This window comes from Vibrio sp. 2-Bac 85 (assembly GCF_037546705.1).
Classification (GTDB): domain Bacteria; phylum Pseudomonadota; class Gammaproteobacteria; order Enterobacterales; family Psychromonadaceae; genus Psychromonas.
Map to the genome: position 1 here is coordinate 64,961 of NZ_JALAAB010000015.1, position 15,011 is coordinate 79,971.

The 15,011-nt window shown below is 36.5% G+C and carries 11 protein-coding genes, 3 tRNA genes and 1 pseudogene; 6 read left to right on the top strand and 9 right to left on the bottom strand.

The window, feature by feature from the left end; genetic code table 11:
- Nucleotide 1 precedes the first annotated feature (1 nt).
- Entirely contained in the window at nt 2-1,465 is a 1,464-nt protein-coding gene (locus MT390_RS14850) for an aldehyde dehydrogenase family protein (RefSeq protein ID WP_499441942.1), read from the bottom strand.
- 136 nt (nt 1,466-1,601) lie between these two features.
- Nucleotides 1,602-2,012 (bottom strand): RidA family protein, encoded by a 411-nt coding sequence (locus MT390_RS14855; RefSeq protein ID WP_166372447.1) that lies wholly within the window; start codon nt 2,010-2,012, stop codon nt 1,602-1,604.
- Nucleotides 2,013-2,220: 208 nt separating this feature from the next.
- Between MT390_RS14855 and MT390_RS14860 the strand changes: the two genes are divergently transcribed.
- Nucleotides 2,221-3,102: a LysR family transcriptional regulator gene (locus tag MT390_RS14860; RefSeq protein ID WP_499441943.1), complete on the top strand. Its 882-nt coding sequence runs from the start codon at nt 2,221-2,223 to the stop codon at nt 3,100-3,102.
- 212 nt (nt 3,103-3,314) lie between these two features.
- Here MT390_RS14860 and MT390_RS14865 read toward each other — a convergent pair whose 3' ends face one another.
- A complete protein-coding gene (locus MT390_RS14865; RefSeq protein WP_499441945.1) occupies nt 3,315-5,486 on the bottom strand; it encodes an ankyrin repeat domain-containing protein in 2,172 nt (723 codons plus the stop codon).
- 218 nt (nt 5,487-5,704) lie between these two features.
- Here MT390_RS14865 and MT390_RS14870 point away from each other — a divergent pair.
- Nucleotides 5,705-5,925 (top strand): annotated as a pseudogene (locus MT390_RS14870) (NAD(P)H-dependent oxidoreductase); the annotation flags it as partial.
- A gap of 277 nt (nt 5,926-6,202) precedes the next feature.
- Here the strand turns inward: MT390_RS14870 and MT390_RS14875 are convergent.
- A tRNA-Ser gene (locus MT390_RS14875) sits at nt 6,203-6,293 on the bottom strand.
- A gap of 444 nt (nt 6,294-6,737) precedes the next feature.
- Here MT390_RS14875 and MT390_RS14880 point away from each other — a divergent pair.
- Nucleotides 6,738-7,520 (top strand): HAD family hydrolase, encoded by a 783-nt coding sequence (locus MT390_RS14880; RefSeq protein WP_499441946.1) that lies wholly within the window; start codon nt 6,738-6,740, stop codon nt 7,518-7,520.
- 275 nt (nt 7,521-7,795) lie between these two features.
- On the opposite strand, the gene MT390_RS14885 is transcribed toward MT390_RS14880, so the two are convergent.
- Both MT390_RS14885 and MT390_RS14890 read right to left on the bottom strand, forming a co-directional pair.
- Nucleotides 7,796-7,990, bottom strand: a complete 195-nt coding sequence (locus tag MT390_RS14885; protein ID WP_166372443.1) for a hypothetical protein — start codon at nt 7,988-7,990, stop codon at nt 7,796-7,798.
- 408 nt (nt 7,991-8,398) lie between these two features.
- Nucleotides 8,399-8,698 carry a DUF1330 domain-containing protein gene (locus tag MT390_RS14890; protein ID WP_166372441.1) on the bottom strand — a complete coding sequence of 100 codons (300 nt, stop codon included), beginning with the start codon at nt 8,696-8,698 and terminating at the stop codon, nt 8,399-8,401.
- Between the two features lie 1,878 nt (nt 8,699-10,576).
- Here MT390_RS14890 and MT390_RS14895 point away from each other — a divergent pair.
- Together MT390_RS14895 and MT390_RS14900 are read left to right on the top strand one after the other, a co-directional pair.
- Nucleotides 10,577-10,816, top strand: a complete 240-nt coding sequence (locus MT390_RS14895) for a type II toxin-antitoxin system ParD family antitoxin (RefSeq protein ID WP_166372440.1) — start codon at nt 10,577-10,579, stop codon at nt 10,814-10,816.
- The gene (locus MT390_RS14900; protein ID WP_499441948.1) at nt 10,816-11,109 is read left to right on the top strand and encodes a type II toxin-antitoxin system RelE/ParE family toxin; all 294 of its coding nucleotides are present in this window, start codon (nt 10,816-10,818) and stop codon (nt 11,107-11,109) included. The genes MT390_RS14895 and MT390_RS14900 overlap by 1 nt, the downstream gene beginning before the upstream one ends.
- 342 nt (nt 11,110-11,451) lie before the next feature.
- Here MT390_RS14900 and MT390_RS14905 read toward each other — a convergent pair.
- The 3 genes from MT390_RS14905 to MT390_RS14915 all read right to left on the bottom strand — a co-directional run bounded on the left by MT390_RS14905 (nt 11,452) and on the right by MT390_RS14915 (nt 12,653).
- Nucleotides 11,452-11,542 (bottom strand) — tRNA-Ser (locus MT390_RS14905).
- Nucleotides 11,543-11,819: 277 nt separating this feature from the next.
- Nucleotides 11,820-12,242 (bottom strand): L-alanine exporter AlaE, encoded by a 423-nt coding sequence (alaE, locus tag MT390_RS14910; RefSeq protein ID WP_499441949.1) that lies wholly within the window; start codon nt 12,240-12,242, stop codon nt 11,820-11,822.
- A gap of 320 nt (nt 12,243-12,562) precedes the next feature.
- Nucleotides 12,563-12,653 (bottom strand) — tRNA-Ser (locus tag MT390_RS14915).
- A gap of 250 nt (nt 12,654-12,903) precedes the next feature.
- On the opposite strand from MT390_RS14915, the gene MT390_RS14920 reads away from it, so the two are divergent.
- The gene (locus MT390_RS14920) at nt 12,904-14,862 is read left to right on the top strand and encodes an exoribonuclease II (protein WP_499441951.1); all 1,959 of its coding nucleotides are present in this window, start codon (nt 12,904-12,906) and stop codon (nt 14,860-14,862) included.
- Nucleotides 14,863-15,011 lie beyond the last annotated feature (149 nt).

Below are 15,011 nucleotides of genomic sequence, written 5' to 3' on the forward strand. Positions count from 1 at the left end.
CTTAATAAGGACGTTGATAAGTTGTTTTAACCACGGTGTAGAACTCTTTCGCATATTGACCTTGCTCTCTTGGACCGAAACTAGACTCTTTACGTCCGCCAAATGGTACGTGATAATCTGTTCCTGCCGTTGCTAGGTTAACCATTACACAGCCTGTTTGAGCTTGTTCTTTGAACATTGCACTGTTACGTAAACTCTGAGTAATGATGCCGCCTGTCAGACCAAAACGAGTGTCATTAACCGTTGCAATACCTTCTTCTAAATCGGCAACACGGATCACACTCGCCATTGGAGCAAACACTTCTTCTTGATTAACTTCCCAGCTATTTTTTGTATCTAACAATAAAGTCGGAGACATGTAATAACCTTCATGTTCAAGATTTAGTCGCTCTCCACCAAACCCTACTTCAGCACCGCTAGTGGTTGCTTTGTTTAGCCATGCAAAGTTTGACTCAAGTTGTTTCGAATCAACTACTGGTCCCATGAAAACGCCTTCTTTTAATGCATGGCCGACGGTTAGTTCACTCATACGTTTGATTAATGCTTCCACGTAAACATCGTGTACTTTATCCATAACCACTAAACGTGATGATGCCGTACATTTTTGACCTGAACCTGAAAATGAGCCGGCGATAGTTGCTTCAACAGCAATTTGAATATCTGCATCATCTGCAATTAATAGTGCATTTTTACTGCCCATCTCTAATTGGCTGCGAATGAAGTTTGGCGCCGTTGCCGCGGCTACTTTACGACCAGTATCCACTGAACCGGTAAAACTCACGCCATTAATCTCTTTACTGTGAATCAAGGCATCACCAACTTCAGAACCACTACCTAAAACAAGGTTAAAGGTGCCTGCCGGTAAACCTTGGCGAGAAATAATTTCAGTTAATGCAACAGCACTAGCAGGTGTTAAATTCGCAGGTTTCCAAATCACACTATTACCAAACGCAAGTGCAGGTGCTATTTTCCAAGCGGCAGTAGCTGTTGGAAAATTCCAAGGAGAGATAATCGCAATCACGCCCACTGCTTCACGCGTGACATCAACAGAAACACCTGGTCTCACTGAATCTGCGTTATCACCAATTTGACGTAATACTTCAGCGGCAAAATATTGGAAAAATTGACCTGCACGGTAAATCTCACCTCTTCCCTCTAAAAAAGGCTTACCTTCTTCACTAGATAATAAACGCCCTAGCTCATCACAACGCGCAATCAGTTCATCACCAATCGCTTGTAATACTGACTGTTTACGCTCAAGAGGTGTTTTTTCCCATTCTGGTTGCGCTTGTTTTGCTGCAGCAATCGCTTGTGTTACTTGTGCTGAACTTGCTTGAGCAAAATGACCTAGTGTTTGACTAATGTCAGACGGGTTAATATTAGCAACTGTGCTTACACCCGCTTGCCATTCTCCAGCAATATAAAGAGACTTTTCTGCTTGAATATTTTGTGCTTGAGCTGTCATGTTTATTTCCTTTTGTATTCGTTAGCGATGATGTTTTTTACATTTATTAACAAACTAGCGCTGTATTCTTTAATAGATAATTTTTAATAAACATTTACTAATAGATAACTGCTAATAAACATTTACTAATAAATAGTTACTGTTCAGATTGAACCGATGCATAGACGACTAATTCAACTAGCATCTCTTCTCTCGCGAGCCCTGCAACAACCACTGCTGCACGGTTTGGATAAGGAGCCTTAAAATACTCGGCATAAATATCATTAACTGTTTTTAGGTATGCACGATCGGTGACGTAAATTAACACCTGAACCACTGAATCTAAAGATTCTCCTGCCGACTCTAAGGTATGTGCTAGGTTTTCAAGCGTTTGACGTGTTTGTGCTTCGATCCCACCGGGTACAACAACACCACTTTGATCAATAGGTATTTGTGCGGTATATAAAGTGCCATTATTGACAATAGCCCATTCAAGTGGAGCTTTTGACGCAAAAAGCGCTGTTTTAACTGCATATTTGTTGTTCTTAACTGTTACGCTTTGATTCATTTTTTGGCTCTCCTTATAAAGTGAAAATATACTAACCGTTGACTATTGATAAATATAACGGTAAATTTTATAAAAGTGATAAGTAAAACTTATCACTTTGAGAGTTAATGCAATGTAGCAGACAGTTTGTAATGCTGTTGTCCGCGATAAATTGCTATTGATAAATAAAAAGCAGCAAATCTTGAATATGTGCGATCAGGAATAAACCATGAGCTTTAAAATCCAACAATTAAAACATTTTATTTTAGTCGTCGAGTCAGGAGGATTTCGCGCTGCAGCGGAACTTGCAAATCGATCACAAGCTGCACTTTCAACGTCAATAAAGGAGCTGGAGCGTATTCTAGGGCAGTCTCTTTTTGAAGCAGGTAACAAATCAACATTAACTCCTTATGGAGAAATATGCTTACCAAGAATTAAACAATTTATCAATGTTTACAATACGTTAGAATATGATTTAAAGGCTACAGCAGCGGGAAAAAAAGGCAAAGTTAGAATTGCCAGTGTACCCTCCGTGGCCGCCAAATTGATTCCGAGTGTGCTAGGTGCGTTTTATGAAAAATATCCTAACGTAGAGGTCAGTTTAATTGATGATAATGCGGCAGGTGTAGAGGCTCGTTTACTCTCTGGAGAGGTTGATTTAGCATTAGGTAATTGTTCTTATATTGACGAGCAAAAGATTGCATTTACCCCTTTAATTTCTGATCCAATTGGGGTGGTATGCCTAAAAGATAATCCATTAGCAGCACAGACTAAAGGTATAGAATGGCAAGCATTGTTAGATCAACCTTTCATTCGAAATGGGACCTGTGTCTTACTTGACCCAACTCCCGCACGGCTACTCAGTGAAAAAGCGATTTGCTCCGTCGAAAATATCACCTCTTTATTTTCGGTATTAGAACTGGGCATAGGCGTAACAACATTACCTAAATTAGCTTTTCCAACACATTCCACACACTTAACTTGGATTCCGCTGATTAATCCACTCATTGAACGACAAATTGGCATTTTCCGTTTAATTGATAAAATAATGTACCCTCAAGCGCTAGCGTTTCATGATCTGTGTATTCAGTATCTTACTAATTCAAAGTAAAATATGAACTCATAAGTTATGAATATGAGTTCATTTAAAGTACTTTAACATATAATTGAGAGGGCTATTTGAAGGAGCATGTGAGTTTAATAGTTGGCGGATTGAACATTGAAGATGCTGTTATTTAACATTTAATAACAGCATCTTCACTTGAAAGGCACCCATAAAAAGTGCCTTCAAATCACCGTTATGCACTAAAACGAGAGGTGAAATTACAACTCATTTAAATACTCATAAAAACCGGCTTCCTCCGCATAATCGTAAGCTGTTTTTCCTTCATTATTTTTTTGTTTTATATTCGTCCATGGTTGCTCCATTAACATCTCAAAAATACGACGGTTATCGTGCTTATTTTTAAATAAGAATATCAATGGACTATCTCCAGTTTCATTTGCATTAATGACCTGTGCATTATAATACGCAGGTTGCTGTAATAATAATGCAACCATATCTGCGTGATTGCCTTCTATAGCTGAGTGTAAAGCCGTCGATTTAGTTGAATTCGATGCTAATAAAGGATCCATATATTTTTGTTTAAGCAAAAATTTCACAATATTCATATGTCCACGAAAAGCAGCAGTATGAATCGGTGCGTAATAAGATTGTTTTTGTAAGTCTGCGCCATGCTCTGCTAAAAAAGTTAAGACTTCTAATTGATTATTTTTAGCAGCAAGGTAAGCCCCAGTGACTCCCAGATTGGCATCAAAATTAATATTGAAACCTTGACCGATTAAATATTTCACCATGCCTAACTGCCCTTCCGCAGAGGCCTCAGATAATAATGAAGAGCTATCATCGTTAGGGCTAAGTTGGTATATATTAGTCATTTTATTCACTTCACGTTTAAACTGCATTAGGTTACCGGCTTTAATCGCATCATAAGCAGCAAAACCTCCTTTTGCATTAAACCTTTCAAATATCTCAATCACTTGTTTATTGTTTTTATGCGAGGCCCATTCCCATGCGCTACTTCCCGCATAATCTTCTGCCCATAGTTCAGCGTCATTTTCTAATAACAAGCTAACCATCTCTGTTTGATTATTTTTAGCCGCATAAATTAATGGCGACAATAAATTGGTTGCTATACGTGCATTAACATCAGCCCCCTCTCCGATCAAATAGTTGGCAATGTTGATATAATTTCCTGCTTTATTTTTTCTATTACCAGATACCGAACTTAATAATGGCGTTTTAGTCTCCGTTCGTACTTTAATATCAGCACCGTTATCAACTAATAAGCGTAATATTTCTAAAGACCCGTCTTGTGCCGCTTGGTGTGCCGCTGACCAGTTTTTATAGTGTTCATTAATATCTGCCGTTTCCTGCAACACTTTTTTTATACGCTTCATATCTTTAGCATTAACTGCTGTTACGAGTTCTGAATAATCATCGCTTAATACCGTGTAGTCTTGTTGTTCAACTATTTGTTGGGTAATTGCATTTCTTAACACTTTATTTTGCAACTCTAGAAAAACTCGATCTCCTCCTTTTTGTAGGCTATCGTAAATATTTAAAGTCTCTTGGAAATACAACTCATCGCTAAATTCTTGATTTGTACTGTAACGATTATAAAAGGTTGAGAATGCAGGCAATATTTGACCATGAATGACATTATTGATTTGTGTATGTGTCATGCCTTGACCTTGATGCGCTAAGAGAAACAGTTCATTGGCATGATAAGCAGGCTGAAAGTAAGAAAGATAGGTTTTATAACGATCACTTTTTGCTTGCGATAAAAGCTGCAGAATATTGAATCCTACTAATTTATGCCCTTCATTTAAATAACTTGTTAATTGTTTTTTGAGGCCCTCAAAACTATCTTCAAATAGAAAGTTAATCTCCTTTTCGCCCTCTCCTTCAAGCGACAGATCCTCTTGGACCCGCCAATTTAACTGTTTAGTTTTTGATAATATATACCAGATCTCCGGTTCGATAACGAACTGCTCAAAACCGTTGTCGTTAAAGCGTATTATTTTTGCATAATGTAAATTATTGATTAAATCCTTATTCTGGCTCACTAACAATACATATTCAGCAGTTAAAGGTATTGTTTTCCAAGTAATGAAACCAATGTTGTAAGTATTATCTTTGTTTCTATTTAAATAAACTTTCCCTTCTTCATTATCTTCAGCATAAATATCACTTGGCCAATGATTAATGGTTTGTGAATGAAGTTGATTAAATTTATTTTCACTAACAAAAAAGCCGACTTTTTGATCCTTCTGTGCATAGCGACTAGTACTGACATCGCTATTGCTTACTTCGTGCAATACTTCCCTAGCATGTTCATTGCTTGTAGAAGATGAAGGATTAGTCGCACAGCTCAATACACTGAATGCCATAACCAATGTCGTTGTATATTTTATGATCTGTTTTTTTATCATGATGCCATCCTTGGTAAATTAGATTGATAACAATATAATAACAATACGCATTAATAATACCAGTTCCATGACATTACTGATTGGCTAGGCAGAGATGATAAAACAATAAAATACTATCCCTCAATATGCCTCAATAAATCATTAAAGACTTAAACGTTAGTTACACCGCTAAAAACATGATTAAACAAAACGTACCTCAGCTGAAGATATGCAAATAACGTTTGCATAACACATTTGCTAACGAACATCGGTTTAAGCTGCCACATACAAAAAAGCATCTCATACAATTTTATTTGCTTAAGATCCTAAATTTACAAAAGACAAACTCCCTAAGCGAGTAGATGCAGAAGTTAGCTCAGGTCACTTACCTGCTGAAATGTACGATAACTTCATAGGCGCTTACGCTTTTTCAGATTGGAATACAGACAAAAATGAATTTATAACCAGCTAAACTCAAAATTGAGTATTCTAGAAATAGCCCAATCAAAATGTAAATACCACCATAAAACGACTTAATTTTGAATTCGCTAATTCAATGTGGGGAGGAGTAAAAGAGGCTTCATTATGCATTCAATCAAATAGACTATTTTCATGATTTTTAAAGCAGAATTGATATGTTTTAAGTAATAAAATAATCAGCTATTGAGTGGTATTGGATGGTATTGCTATAAGCAGAAACGAAAAAGGCTTCTCAATGAGAAGCCTTTTTCTTAATGTGGCGGAGGAGGAGAGATTTGAACTCTCGGAGAGCTATTAACCCTCGCTGGTTTTCAAGACCAGTGCATTCAGCCGCTCTGCCACCCCTCCGCAGAACGAGGCGTATAGTATAGAAATTGAGATAAAAACCAAGTACTTTTTATAAATATCGACAAATTTTAATTTTTTTTAAAAAAATGAGTAAAGATTAAACAAAGCATATTGATTACTCATGGGTATATACCCATGAGACTTCAAAGTGCGAAGCCAACAAGGAAAATTAGTGACAAATGGTAGGCATACAATTTAACTTTAGAAAGATTAACTTCTTGGCGCTTCTATCGCTAAAATGATTAAAAGGTCCCATTCTTTTATGGTTATTTTATTTGTTCTACGAGGCACCTACGTAAATACCGATTCAGTGTTGCAATAATCACAAAGGGAAATCATTACCCCATATTGTTCTGATATCTGAACGCGTGCCAGAGAAAGCATTATGAAGTAATATAGGTATATGTCATGATCAACTTATAAAATAAAAAAGGGTTAAATTCCATGAAATTAGTGGCTTCAGATTACGATAAAACCTTCCATCGACACGATCAACAAGATTTAGAAACCAACATGGATGCGGTAGCTAAGTGGCGAAATAATGGCAATATTTTTGCTATTAGCACAGGTCGAGATGTTGCGAGTATGCTCAACGAAAAAAGAATGAGAAATATAGAGTATGACTACATTGTTTCTCTGAATGGCTCATTTGTTGTTGATATAGACAACAATGTATTGTTTAAGCAACCTTTAGAAAATACATTAGCCAGAGATTTAGTGGCGATGTTAAGAGAAAAAATGGGCGATGAAATTAACATCTCCAATGGCTTTGATGGTTTCAATATGACGCATAAAAGTGCCAGCCTCACCAACGCAGTGTCCAAAGAAATATTCGATAGAAATTCAACAATATATACAAAAACCATGCAAGCTGCGCTAGATGACGATGTGCTATTAATTGGTTGTTTAAATGATAATTTTGAACAGGCAGAACAACTCAAAAAAGAAATCCTACTCAAATATGAAAACCAAGTAGAAGTTTTTCTTAATTTAAATTACATAAACATAGTGCCTAAAGGTATCAGTAAAGCCACCGGAGTTGCTGTTCTCATAGAGCATGCCGGTATAGATGAGCAGTTTGTATCTGTTATAGGGGATGATTTAAACGACATTCCGATGATAGAAAGATACAAGGGTTATACGGTAAATAATGCAAGAGATGATGTGAAAGCAGCCTCTGTAAAATCATATAACAGTGTTGCAGAATTAATTGAAGACGTTTATTAAATAATAAAACTATATAGCTTAGAGATAGGCTAGTTTAGAGCTAGTTGAGTTTAGAAATAGATGATTAATGGGGTCACAATAATTCATGTGTTCCCATTATTTTTCAATGATAATACGATTTATATGCGGCTAGACTGTAATACCTAGACTGCGTCATAACAAACTACCTCTGAGTTTATAAAACTATTTCACTAAAAGGTAGGTTGATTATGGTTATTGATTGAGATTAATGCCGGCTAATTATTAGTGGTCTTAATTCAGTCAATAAAAACTAATTACATCGCATTTTTACGTTTATCAATGATCTGTTGAGCATGGGTAACCACAGATTCCATAGACAATTCAGTCGCTAGGTATCTAATACGGTAAAGTGAAATGAGAGGTAAATCTTCAATAGGCTGTTCTAGCAATGCTTTAAGTTGATTTTTATCACTGTTTGGATTGCTATCTTGGTTGTTTAAACCCGACATATATAGTTGGTTCCTTATCTTATTAAAATAGTGCCTGTAAGGGCTTTGTGATAGTGTCCTTTAAAATCGCGTAAAGCGCAATATTAATAATACGGCAGTTTTTATATTTTTAATGTCCAGTGCTGTTTTACAGCAAAATAAAAAGTCATCGATTGACAGAATCAACAAAAAATCAGATGGCTAACGTTGCATAAATTCTAACGCTTACTTAAAGTTAATGAATTCAACAGTTTTTTATAAGCTATTGTATCAAATAGCAATGTACTAAATAGCTGGACAAAAACTATTGATATATTCAGTGAATACACTTCATTATTTCAACGTCTCGACTATAACTAAATACGCTAGTTTCTATTAACACATAATATTTTGTTGTGTTTTTCTGTAATTATTAATCATTTTCAATAATTAAAGCTTATCAACAATAAACGCATTTATATTTTTTGTTGAAGCTAAACGTATCGCTTTTGCCTTCGCATAATCAGCATCGTTGTCCCATGCTAGCGCTGCTTCACGACTTGGGAACTGTATAATTACTTTCATTGCAGTCTCAGCCCCGTGTAATCTAAGCGCATCATTACTTGCAACAATAATCTCACCGCCATGTTTAGCGACAGTACTCCCGGTTATATGGTTTGAACCAGGATTATATTGCGCATATTGTACAGAGTCGGCGATATCGTAAGTAATAACAAAATAAGCTGTCATGTTTCAATTCCTTGAATATATTGAAAATTTAGATAAACCTTCTAATTAAATGATGAAGGCTGGAACCGTAAAAGTTTGGCCTTATCGCTATTTGACCTTATAGACAAGGTATTAACCTGCGAACTTGGGACTATTACGTCAATCTGCATATGATAAATATTATCTTAGAAAAGAAAATGATTTAACTCTCCAATCATTGTGGGAAAATAGTTCCATAATTTAAAATCTAATTTTATAAATATATCCACGTTCAGCCAACCCGAACCTCATATTAAATTGAGAATTAGAAATCGAGAATTAGAAATCGAGCATTAGAAAATCGAGAATGAGACAGCCATAAACTTTTTAAAGCCAAAGATCGGCAGTAAAATAGGGAGAAAAATAATAAGCAAAACCAGTAACGAAGTGAAACAAACTTCCCCCGCTACTCTCTGCAAAATATTCGAAAAAAGGTTAATGCTAAGTTCCGTTTACATATTCTTTTTGCGCATGAGCCTTGATGTGATTGCATATATGAAAGCACTTTGTAAGAGCAAAGAGAATGCCATTGAGAACTCATACCAATCATAATAAAAAGTTGGAGCGTTGTTGCCCAATACACCTGTCGCTTCAATGATTTTAAGCGGCCAAACACAATATAAGTTTGATAGTTCACCATCCAAAACCATCAATAAAAATAACGTCATAACTGAAAAAACAAATGAAATTGTAAAGACCTTCACTAGCAACACCCCATATTAGCTCGAACAGAAAACAGATTATTAGGCAGAAGAATCCATGATTATAATGGATAGATAAAGCAATCTAATCTATTTTAATTTGATATCACAATAGCAATTTTGATTAACTAATCAAGAAGTTAACAAGCAGAATAAAACCTTAATCATATGTACAAGTAGAAAATTTGATTAACTACAAAAATATGAAGTCACAGGAGTACTGTGCGTAGATATATTTAAACTGAAAGTTGGGAGAAAGAAGTTATGGGTAGCTAGCATTTGTTGGCGGCGATGTTTAAATGATTGACCAGTTTATTTATCTCTACAACACAAATAAGCACGTCGAACATAATGAGAGATAAAGTGATAATAAGGTGTATGTATCGCAAGTGATGCTTAGAGAAGAATTAAAAAAGCAAAACGCAAGACTTGATCGTGTTTCGTGAGATAGTTCGTCTACGCTCATCCAGTCAACTTTATTCTTATCAACAGTGTTTTCGCCCTGTCAGCGACGGTAACTGTCAGCTCCTTCGCCATGTACAAGGCTTTCCCCTGCTCAGACTACTATGGGCTGATCTGACTTCCAAAAGATCTTCGTTTGCCTTGCTTTTCACTCAACTTCCCTACCACCTTCCTTGTGGAATACCTTTGGATCTCTCAAGTTCTCAATGCATCTCTACATACATGCCACGGCTTGAAAACTCCGCTGACTCGCCACAATCTCACCACTGCGATTGCTTTGCTTGGACTTCGATGGCGTTGCAAACCTCGTCAGTCAGATCTAATATTTATCGGAGCGATACCAGCACTTCAGGGACACGTCCCCCCTATGGCCTATATGATTCTCTGTGTACGCTTCACCTTTCTTGTTCATCTGGAGCGATAAATCGCAGATAAGTGATACACGAATCACAGACTCCGCCAAAGGCGCAACACTCGATACAGGTGGTTGGTTAAACCTTACCTGACAGGGACTTACACCCTGCAAGTCGCATCAAGCTTAGCTTGACTCACCAACGCCGCACTAAGCGGGCTAAAATGGTTGGCTATACTTGTTGAGGCACGAAAAAAGCCAACTTTTTTGTTCCCTTTAATTGCCTTGTTATGTTTTTTATACCATAATCCAATATATATTGGTACTAACTAAAAGGTTTTAATTATGGCTAAAAATACGAGCGTTACTTTAGGTGATCATTTTGATCAGTTTATAAGCCAACAACTTCATTCAGGTCGCTACGGTTCGGCAAGTGAAGTACTTAGAGCAGGCTTGCGAGCATTAGAAGACGAAGAAGCAAAACTACTTAATTTGCGTAATATGCTAGTTCAGGGTGAGCAAAGTGGCACCGTTGATTATAGCTATGACTCATTAATTGCTGAACTCGATAAAGATAGCCATTGATGAATAAATTCGCACTCTCAGCTAAAGCGAAATCAGATTTAATTAAAATTGCAAAATACACCCAATTAACATGGGGGCAAGCACAACGAAATGATTATTTAAAAATATTAGATTACTCATTTCAATTACTAGCAGATGAACCTGAAATCGGAGTCAACTGTGATTATATTAGAGAAGGCTATAGTAAATACCCCCAGGCAAACCATGTAATTTATTACAAAGATCACAAAGTAAATCAAATTCTCATTGTCCGAATCCTACATAAAAGCATGGATGTAAACCGCGCACTCTGATAAAAACCTAACAGCGAAATTAAGCAGAAAAATACGGAATACATTAATTTGTTAAAATTGATCTAACCATACGCTCATAAGATCTAAAATCCAAAGCTTAAAATTAAAAATCAAATATTAATCATGTGGTTAGATAGAATCATTCTCTATTAACAAGAGAGAAGTACAGTGATACCCATTTTGTATATCAAGGCATAATAATTTATAGAGAAGAAAAGCTAATACTGAAGAACAATCAAAACCTAGAGAGCAAAAAGGCTCATCACTTTTCAGTCATGAGCCTTTTCTAATGTTACTGAAACGAAAAAGGGCTTCTCAATTGAGAAGCCCTTTTTCTTAATGTGGCGGAGGAGGAGAGATTTGAACTCTCGGAGAGCTATTAACCCTCGCTGGTTTTCAAGACCAGTGCATTCAGCCGCTCTGCCACCCCTCCGCAGAACGAGGCGTATATTATAGAAACTGAGATAAAAGCCAAGTACTTTTTTACAATTAAAGTTCGAACGCTTAATTTCCAACCAAAAAGAGCAAGTTACAATCAATCGCCATTCATGCAATTGAGACAATATTATTAATTGAACCAATTAGCGCTGATTGATTGAGGATAGTTACATTGAAATAGTTACATTGGTTTATTGAAATAGCCAAGACTGATTTATTGAAACAATTAACATTGGTTTGTTGAGATAGTTAACGTTGGTTTACTCAAATAGTTAATATTGATTTATCGAGGTGACTTTAAAATAACGCCTTATATATTCGAGATAAATACCAAAAGGTCGGCTCACCATCAGCATTAATAGTGAAGATGAAATAACAAGGCTAATTATTTCATTAACGTCTGCTCCTGCAATGGCTAATGTGATGATATAAATGGGCAATTGAAATGACATGAACGCTAAAGCATCAATCACTGTTTTATATAAACGAGTATTAGGTTGTGTCCATTTAAAACAGCAATCACGCCAAATTGCATAGGGCCTAGCGGTTAATACCATCATAGGTATCATGATCAAACGTGTAATAAATACTTCGCTAGGATCCATTCCTGCTATGAACAACTCAGTACAAGCGGCAATAACAGTAAAGAAGATAATAGTGGCGAGAGTATCAACTATAAAACAACGCATCTTCATTATTATATTCACCTTCAATGTTAAGCGCCCTTTCAGTATTTCATCACGGGGTATATGTATTGATTCATTTTTACAGCTCTCGTTAAAAGGACTTATTTTACTCACAACAAAATACATGAGAAAAGCAGAGCATTCAATTTAGCAGATAAAAATTAATGACAATTAAAAGAAGATTAGATTTTTAAGGAAGTGATTACTAAATACAGTGACAATGGCAACAATGGAAAGTTGTAAAGATAGAAAGTAATTTATAAGGTATAGGTTATAAGGTAGTAGAAACGAAAAAGGGCTTCTCAATTGAGAAGCCCTTTTTCTTAATGTGGCGGAGGAGGAGAGATTTGAACTCTCGGAGAGCTATTAACCCTCGCTGGTTTTCAAGACCAGTGCATTCAGCCGCTCTGCCACCCCTCCGCAGAACGAGGCGTACTATATCTAGATTTAAAAAAAAGCCAAGCTTTATTTTAACATTTCTCAAAATTAGTTTTAATTTTCAACATTTGCGCACTTCAACCTTTAATTCCCCTGCAATCACCTTTACTATTCATCACTTAAGTTGAGGAAGTTTAACGAGTTATATTATTCGCTTTTATTTCAACCCTCGTTTTTCTATAAACGCCTCTTTCTCGAACATTATTATCGCTATTCACTTAAGGTTTCCAGCATGTTTCAAGACAATCCATTATTAAATCAACTTAAACAAACCATGCAGGAAAACACCCCAAAACGCACAGGGATTGTCAAAGCCTCTGAACGTGGGTTTGGTTTTTTAGAAACCGATAAAGGTAAACGCTTTTTTATTGCGCCCAGTGAAATGAAAAAAGTATTACACGGTGACAAAATAACTGCCTCTATTACAGAGAATGGTGATAAGTCATCAGCACAACCTTTACAATTAAAACAAACTAACACCACAGAGTTTGTTGCTCAACTTTCTATTAAAGATAAACGTATCTCGATTAAACCTAATAATCCGTTATTACAGGGTTTCTTTAAAATTAAAGGCGCTATGCAACTTAGCAATAAAGGTTACCATGATGGTGATTGGGTAAAGGTTAAATTACTTTCCCACGCCCTTGATGATAATGGTTTCTTAGTTGAAGTGGTTGAGAAAGTCGCTGAGCATAACGACCCATTTGCGTATCGCTTAATTGCAGTCGCTACACATCAATTACCTAATAAAGCCCCTGAATTTGATCATCCTTGGCAGGTTATCGATGCAGACCTTGAACGACAAGATTTAACAAAGATGCCCTTTTTTACTATTGACGGTGTTAATACACAGGATATGGATGATGCATTGTACATTGAAGAAAATGAACAAGGTTGGGCACTAACCGTTGCTATTTCCGATCCTTCTGCTTACGTGCCTGAAAATAGCGAAATGGATGCGGAAGCGAAAAAACGTTCGTTTACTTTATACTTACCTAACTTTAACGTGCCGATGTTACCGCGTGATTTAAGTGATAGTTTATGTTCACTGAAAGAAGGTGAAAAACGCGCGACTATCTGTTGTACCTTGCAAATTGATAAAAGCGGTGAAATCCTTGGCGAGCCCATTTTTTTTGCTGCCTGGATAAAATCTCATTATCGTCTCAATTACCATGATGTTTCGACTTATCTAGAAAACGAAACGCTAGCAGAAGGTCAATGGAAACCTAATAAAGAATTAGGGCCATTATTAAAAGTGCTTGAACAAGCGACTGAAGTCCGTCATCAATGGCGTTGCGAAAATACCGTAGTAATTAAAAGCCAGCCCGATTACACTTTAAAGCTAAATAATAAAGGTGAAGTTTACGAGATTCTATGTGAACCACGCCGTACAGCGAACCGTTTAGTTGAAGAGTCAATGATTGCCGCGAATGTTTGTGCCGGTGACTTTCTTGCAAAGCATTGCCAAACGGGAGTGTTTAATGTGCATTCTGGTTTTGCTTCGGACAGATTAGAAAAAGCCGCTACTTTATTAGCAGAATATGGCATCACCGTTGAAGCTGCAACATTAGCAACGCTAGAGGGTTATATAAAAATGCGCCAAGATGTGGCGTTATTACATAATGCTTACTTAGATCATCGTTTACGCCGTTTATTATCTTATGCAGACACAACGCCTTCCCCTGCGCCGCATTTCACTATGGGAGTCGACCATTACGCGACTTGGACATCACCAATCCGTAAATATGGGGATTTAATTAACCATCGTTTAATCAAATCAGTATTAATGCAACAAACAGCAACTGAAATTGATGCTGATATCGGTGTACACCTTAATGAAGCGCGTAAAGTACAGCGTATGGCTGAGCGTGATGTGAATAATTTATTATATTGCTGCTATTTGAAAGACCAAGAGAACTCAGATTGGCGTTATAAAGCAGAAATATTTGATATCGTTAAAGCGGGTTGTCGCGTGCGTGTTCAAGAAAACGGTGCGACTTTCTTTGTACCAAGTAGCTTGTTAGGTAAATCTTCTGAAGCTAAAAAAATAGAATGTGTTCGTGAACAAGGCGTGGTTAAAGTAGCCGATCAAATTGAATTGCAATTAGGTGATGTGATTGATGTAATGCTAACGTCGGTTAAACCCGAGTCTCTTCAATTAATTGCTAAACTTGCTGATCCACTAGCTTAAACAACTTTTAATCATCTCAAAACACACTTCTAATAGTCCTCTAATCAGTTGATCTTTAAGATCAACTGATTAACGCCTTTGTTTGTTAACGACAAAAAGCGACTTTGTTAAACTCTATGGTACAATGACCCCAATTTAACATTCCAATA

Excerpts from the sequence above, each read along its gene's own strand:
- alaE (WP_499441949.1), bottom strand. The coding sequence starts at position 12,242 with ATGAAGATGCGTTGTTTTATAGTTGATACTCTCGCCACTATTATCTTC.
- MT390_RS14890 (WP_166372441.1), bottom strand. The coding sequence starts at position 8,698 with ATGACAGCTTATTTTGTTATTACTTACGATATCGCCGACTCTGTACAA.
- MT390_RS14900 (WP_499441948.1), top strand. The coding sequence starts at position 10,816 with ATGAATAAATTCGCACTCTCAGCTAAAGCGAAATCAGATTTAATTAAA.
- MT390_RS14920 (WP_499441951.1), top strand. The coding sequence starts at position 12,904 with ATGTTTCAAGACAATCCATTATTAAATCAACTTAAACAAACCATGCAG.
- MT390_RS14865 (WP_499441945.1), bottom strand. The coding sequence starts at position 5,486 with ATGATAAAAAAACAGATCATAAAATATACAACGACATTGGTTATGGCA.
- MT390_RS14880 (WP_499441946.1), top strand. The coding sequence starts at position 6,738 with ATGAAATTAGTGGCTTCAGATTACGATAAAACCTTCCATCGACACGAT.
- MT390_RS14855 (WP_166372447.1), bottom strand. The coding sequence starts at position 2,012 with ATGAATCAAAGCGTAACAGTTAAGAACAACAAATATGCAGTTAAAACA.
- MT390_RS14885 (WP_166372443.1), bottom strand. The coding sequence starts at position 7,990 with ATGTCGGGTTTAAACAACCAAGATAGCAATCCAAACAGTGATAAAAAT.
- MT390_RS14860 (WP_499441943.1), top strand. The coding sequence starts at position 2,221 with ATGAGCTTTAAAATCCAACAATTAAAACATTTTATTTTAGTCGTCGAG.
- MT390_RS14850 (WP_499441942.1), bottom strand. The coding sequence starts at position 1,465 with ATGACAGCTCAAGCACAAAATATTCAAGCAGAAAAGTCTCTTTATATT.
- MT390_RS14895 (WP_166372440.1), top strand. The coding sequence starts at position 10,577 with ATGGCTAAAAATACGAGCGTTACTTTAGGTGATCATTTTGATCAGTTT.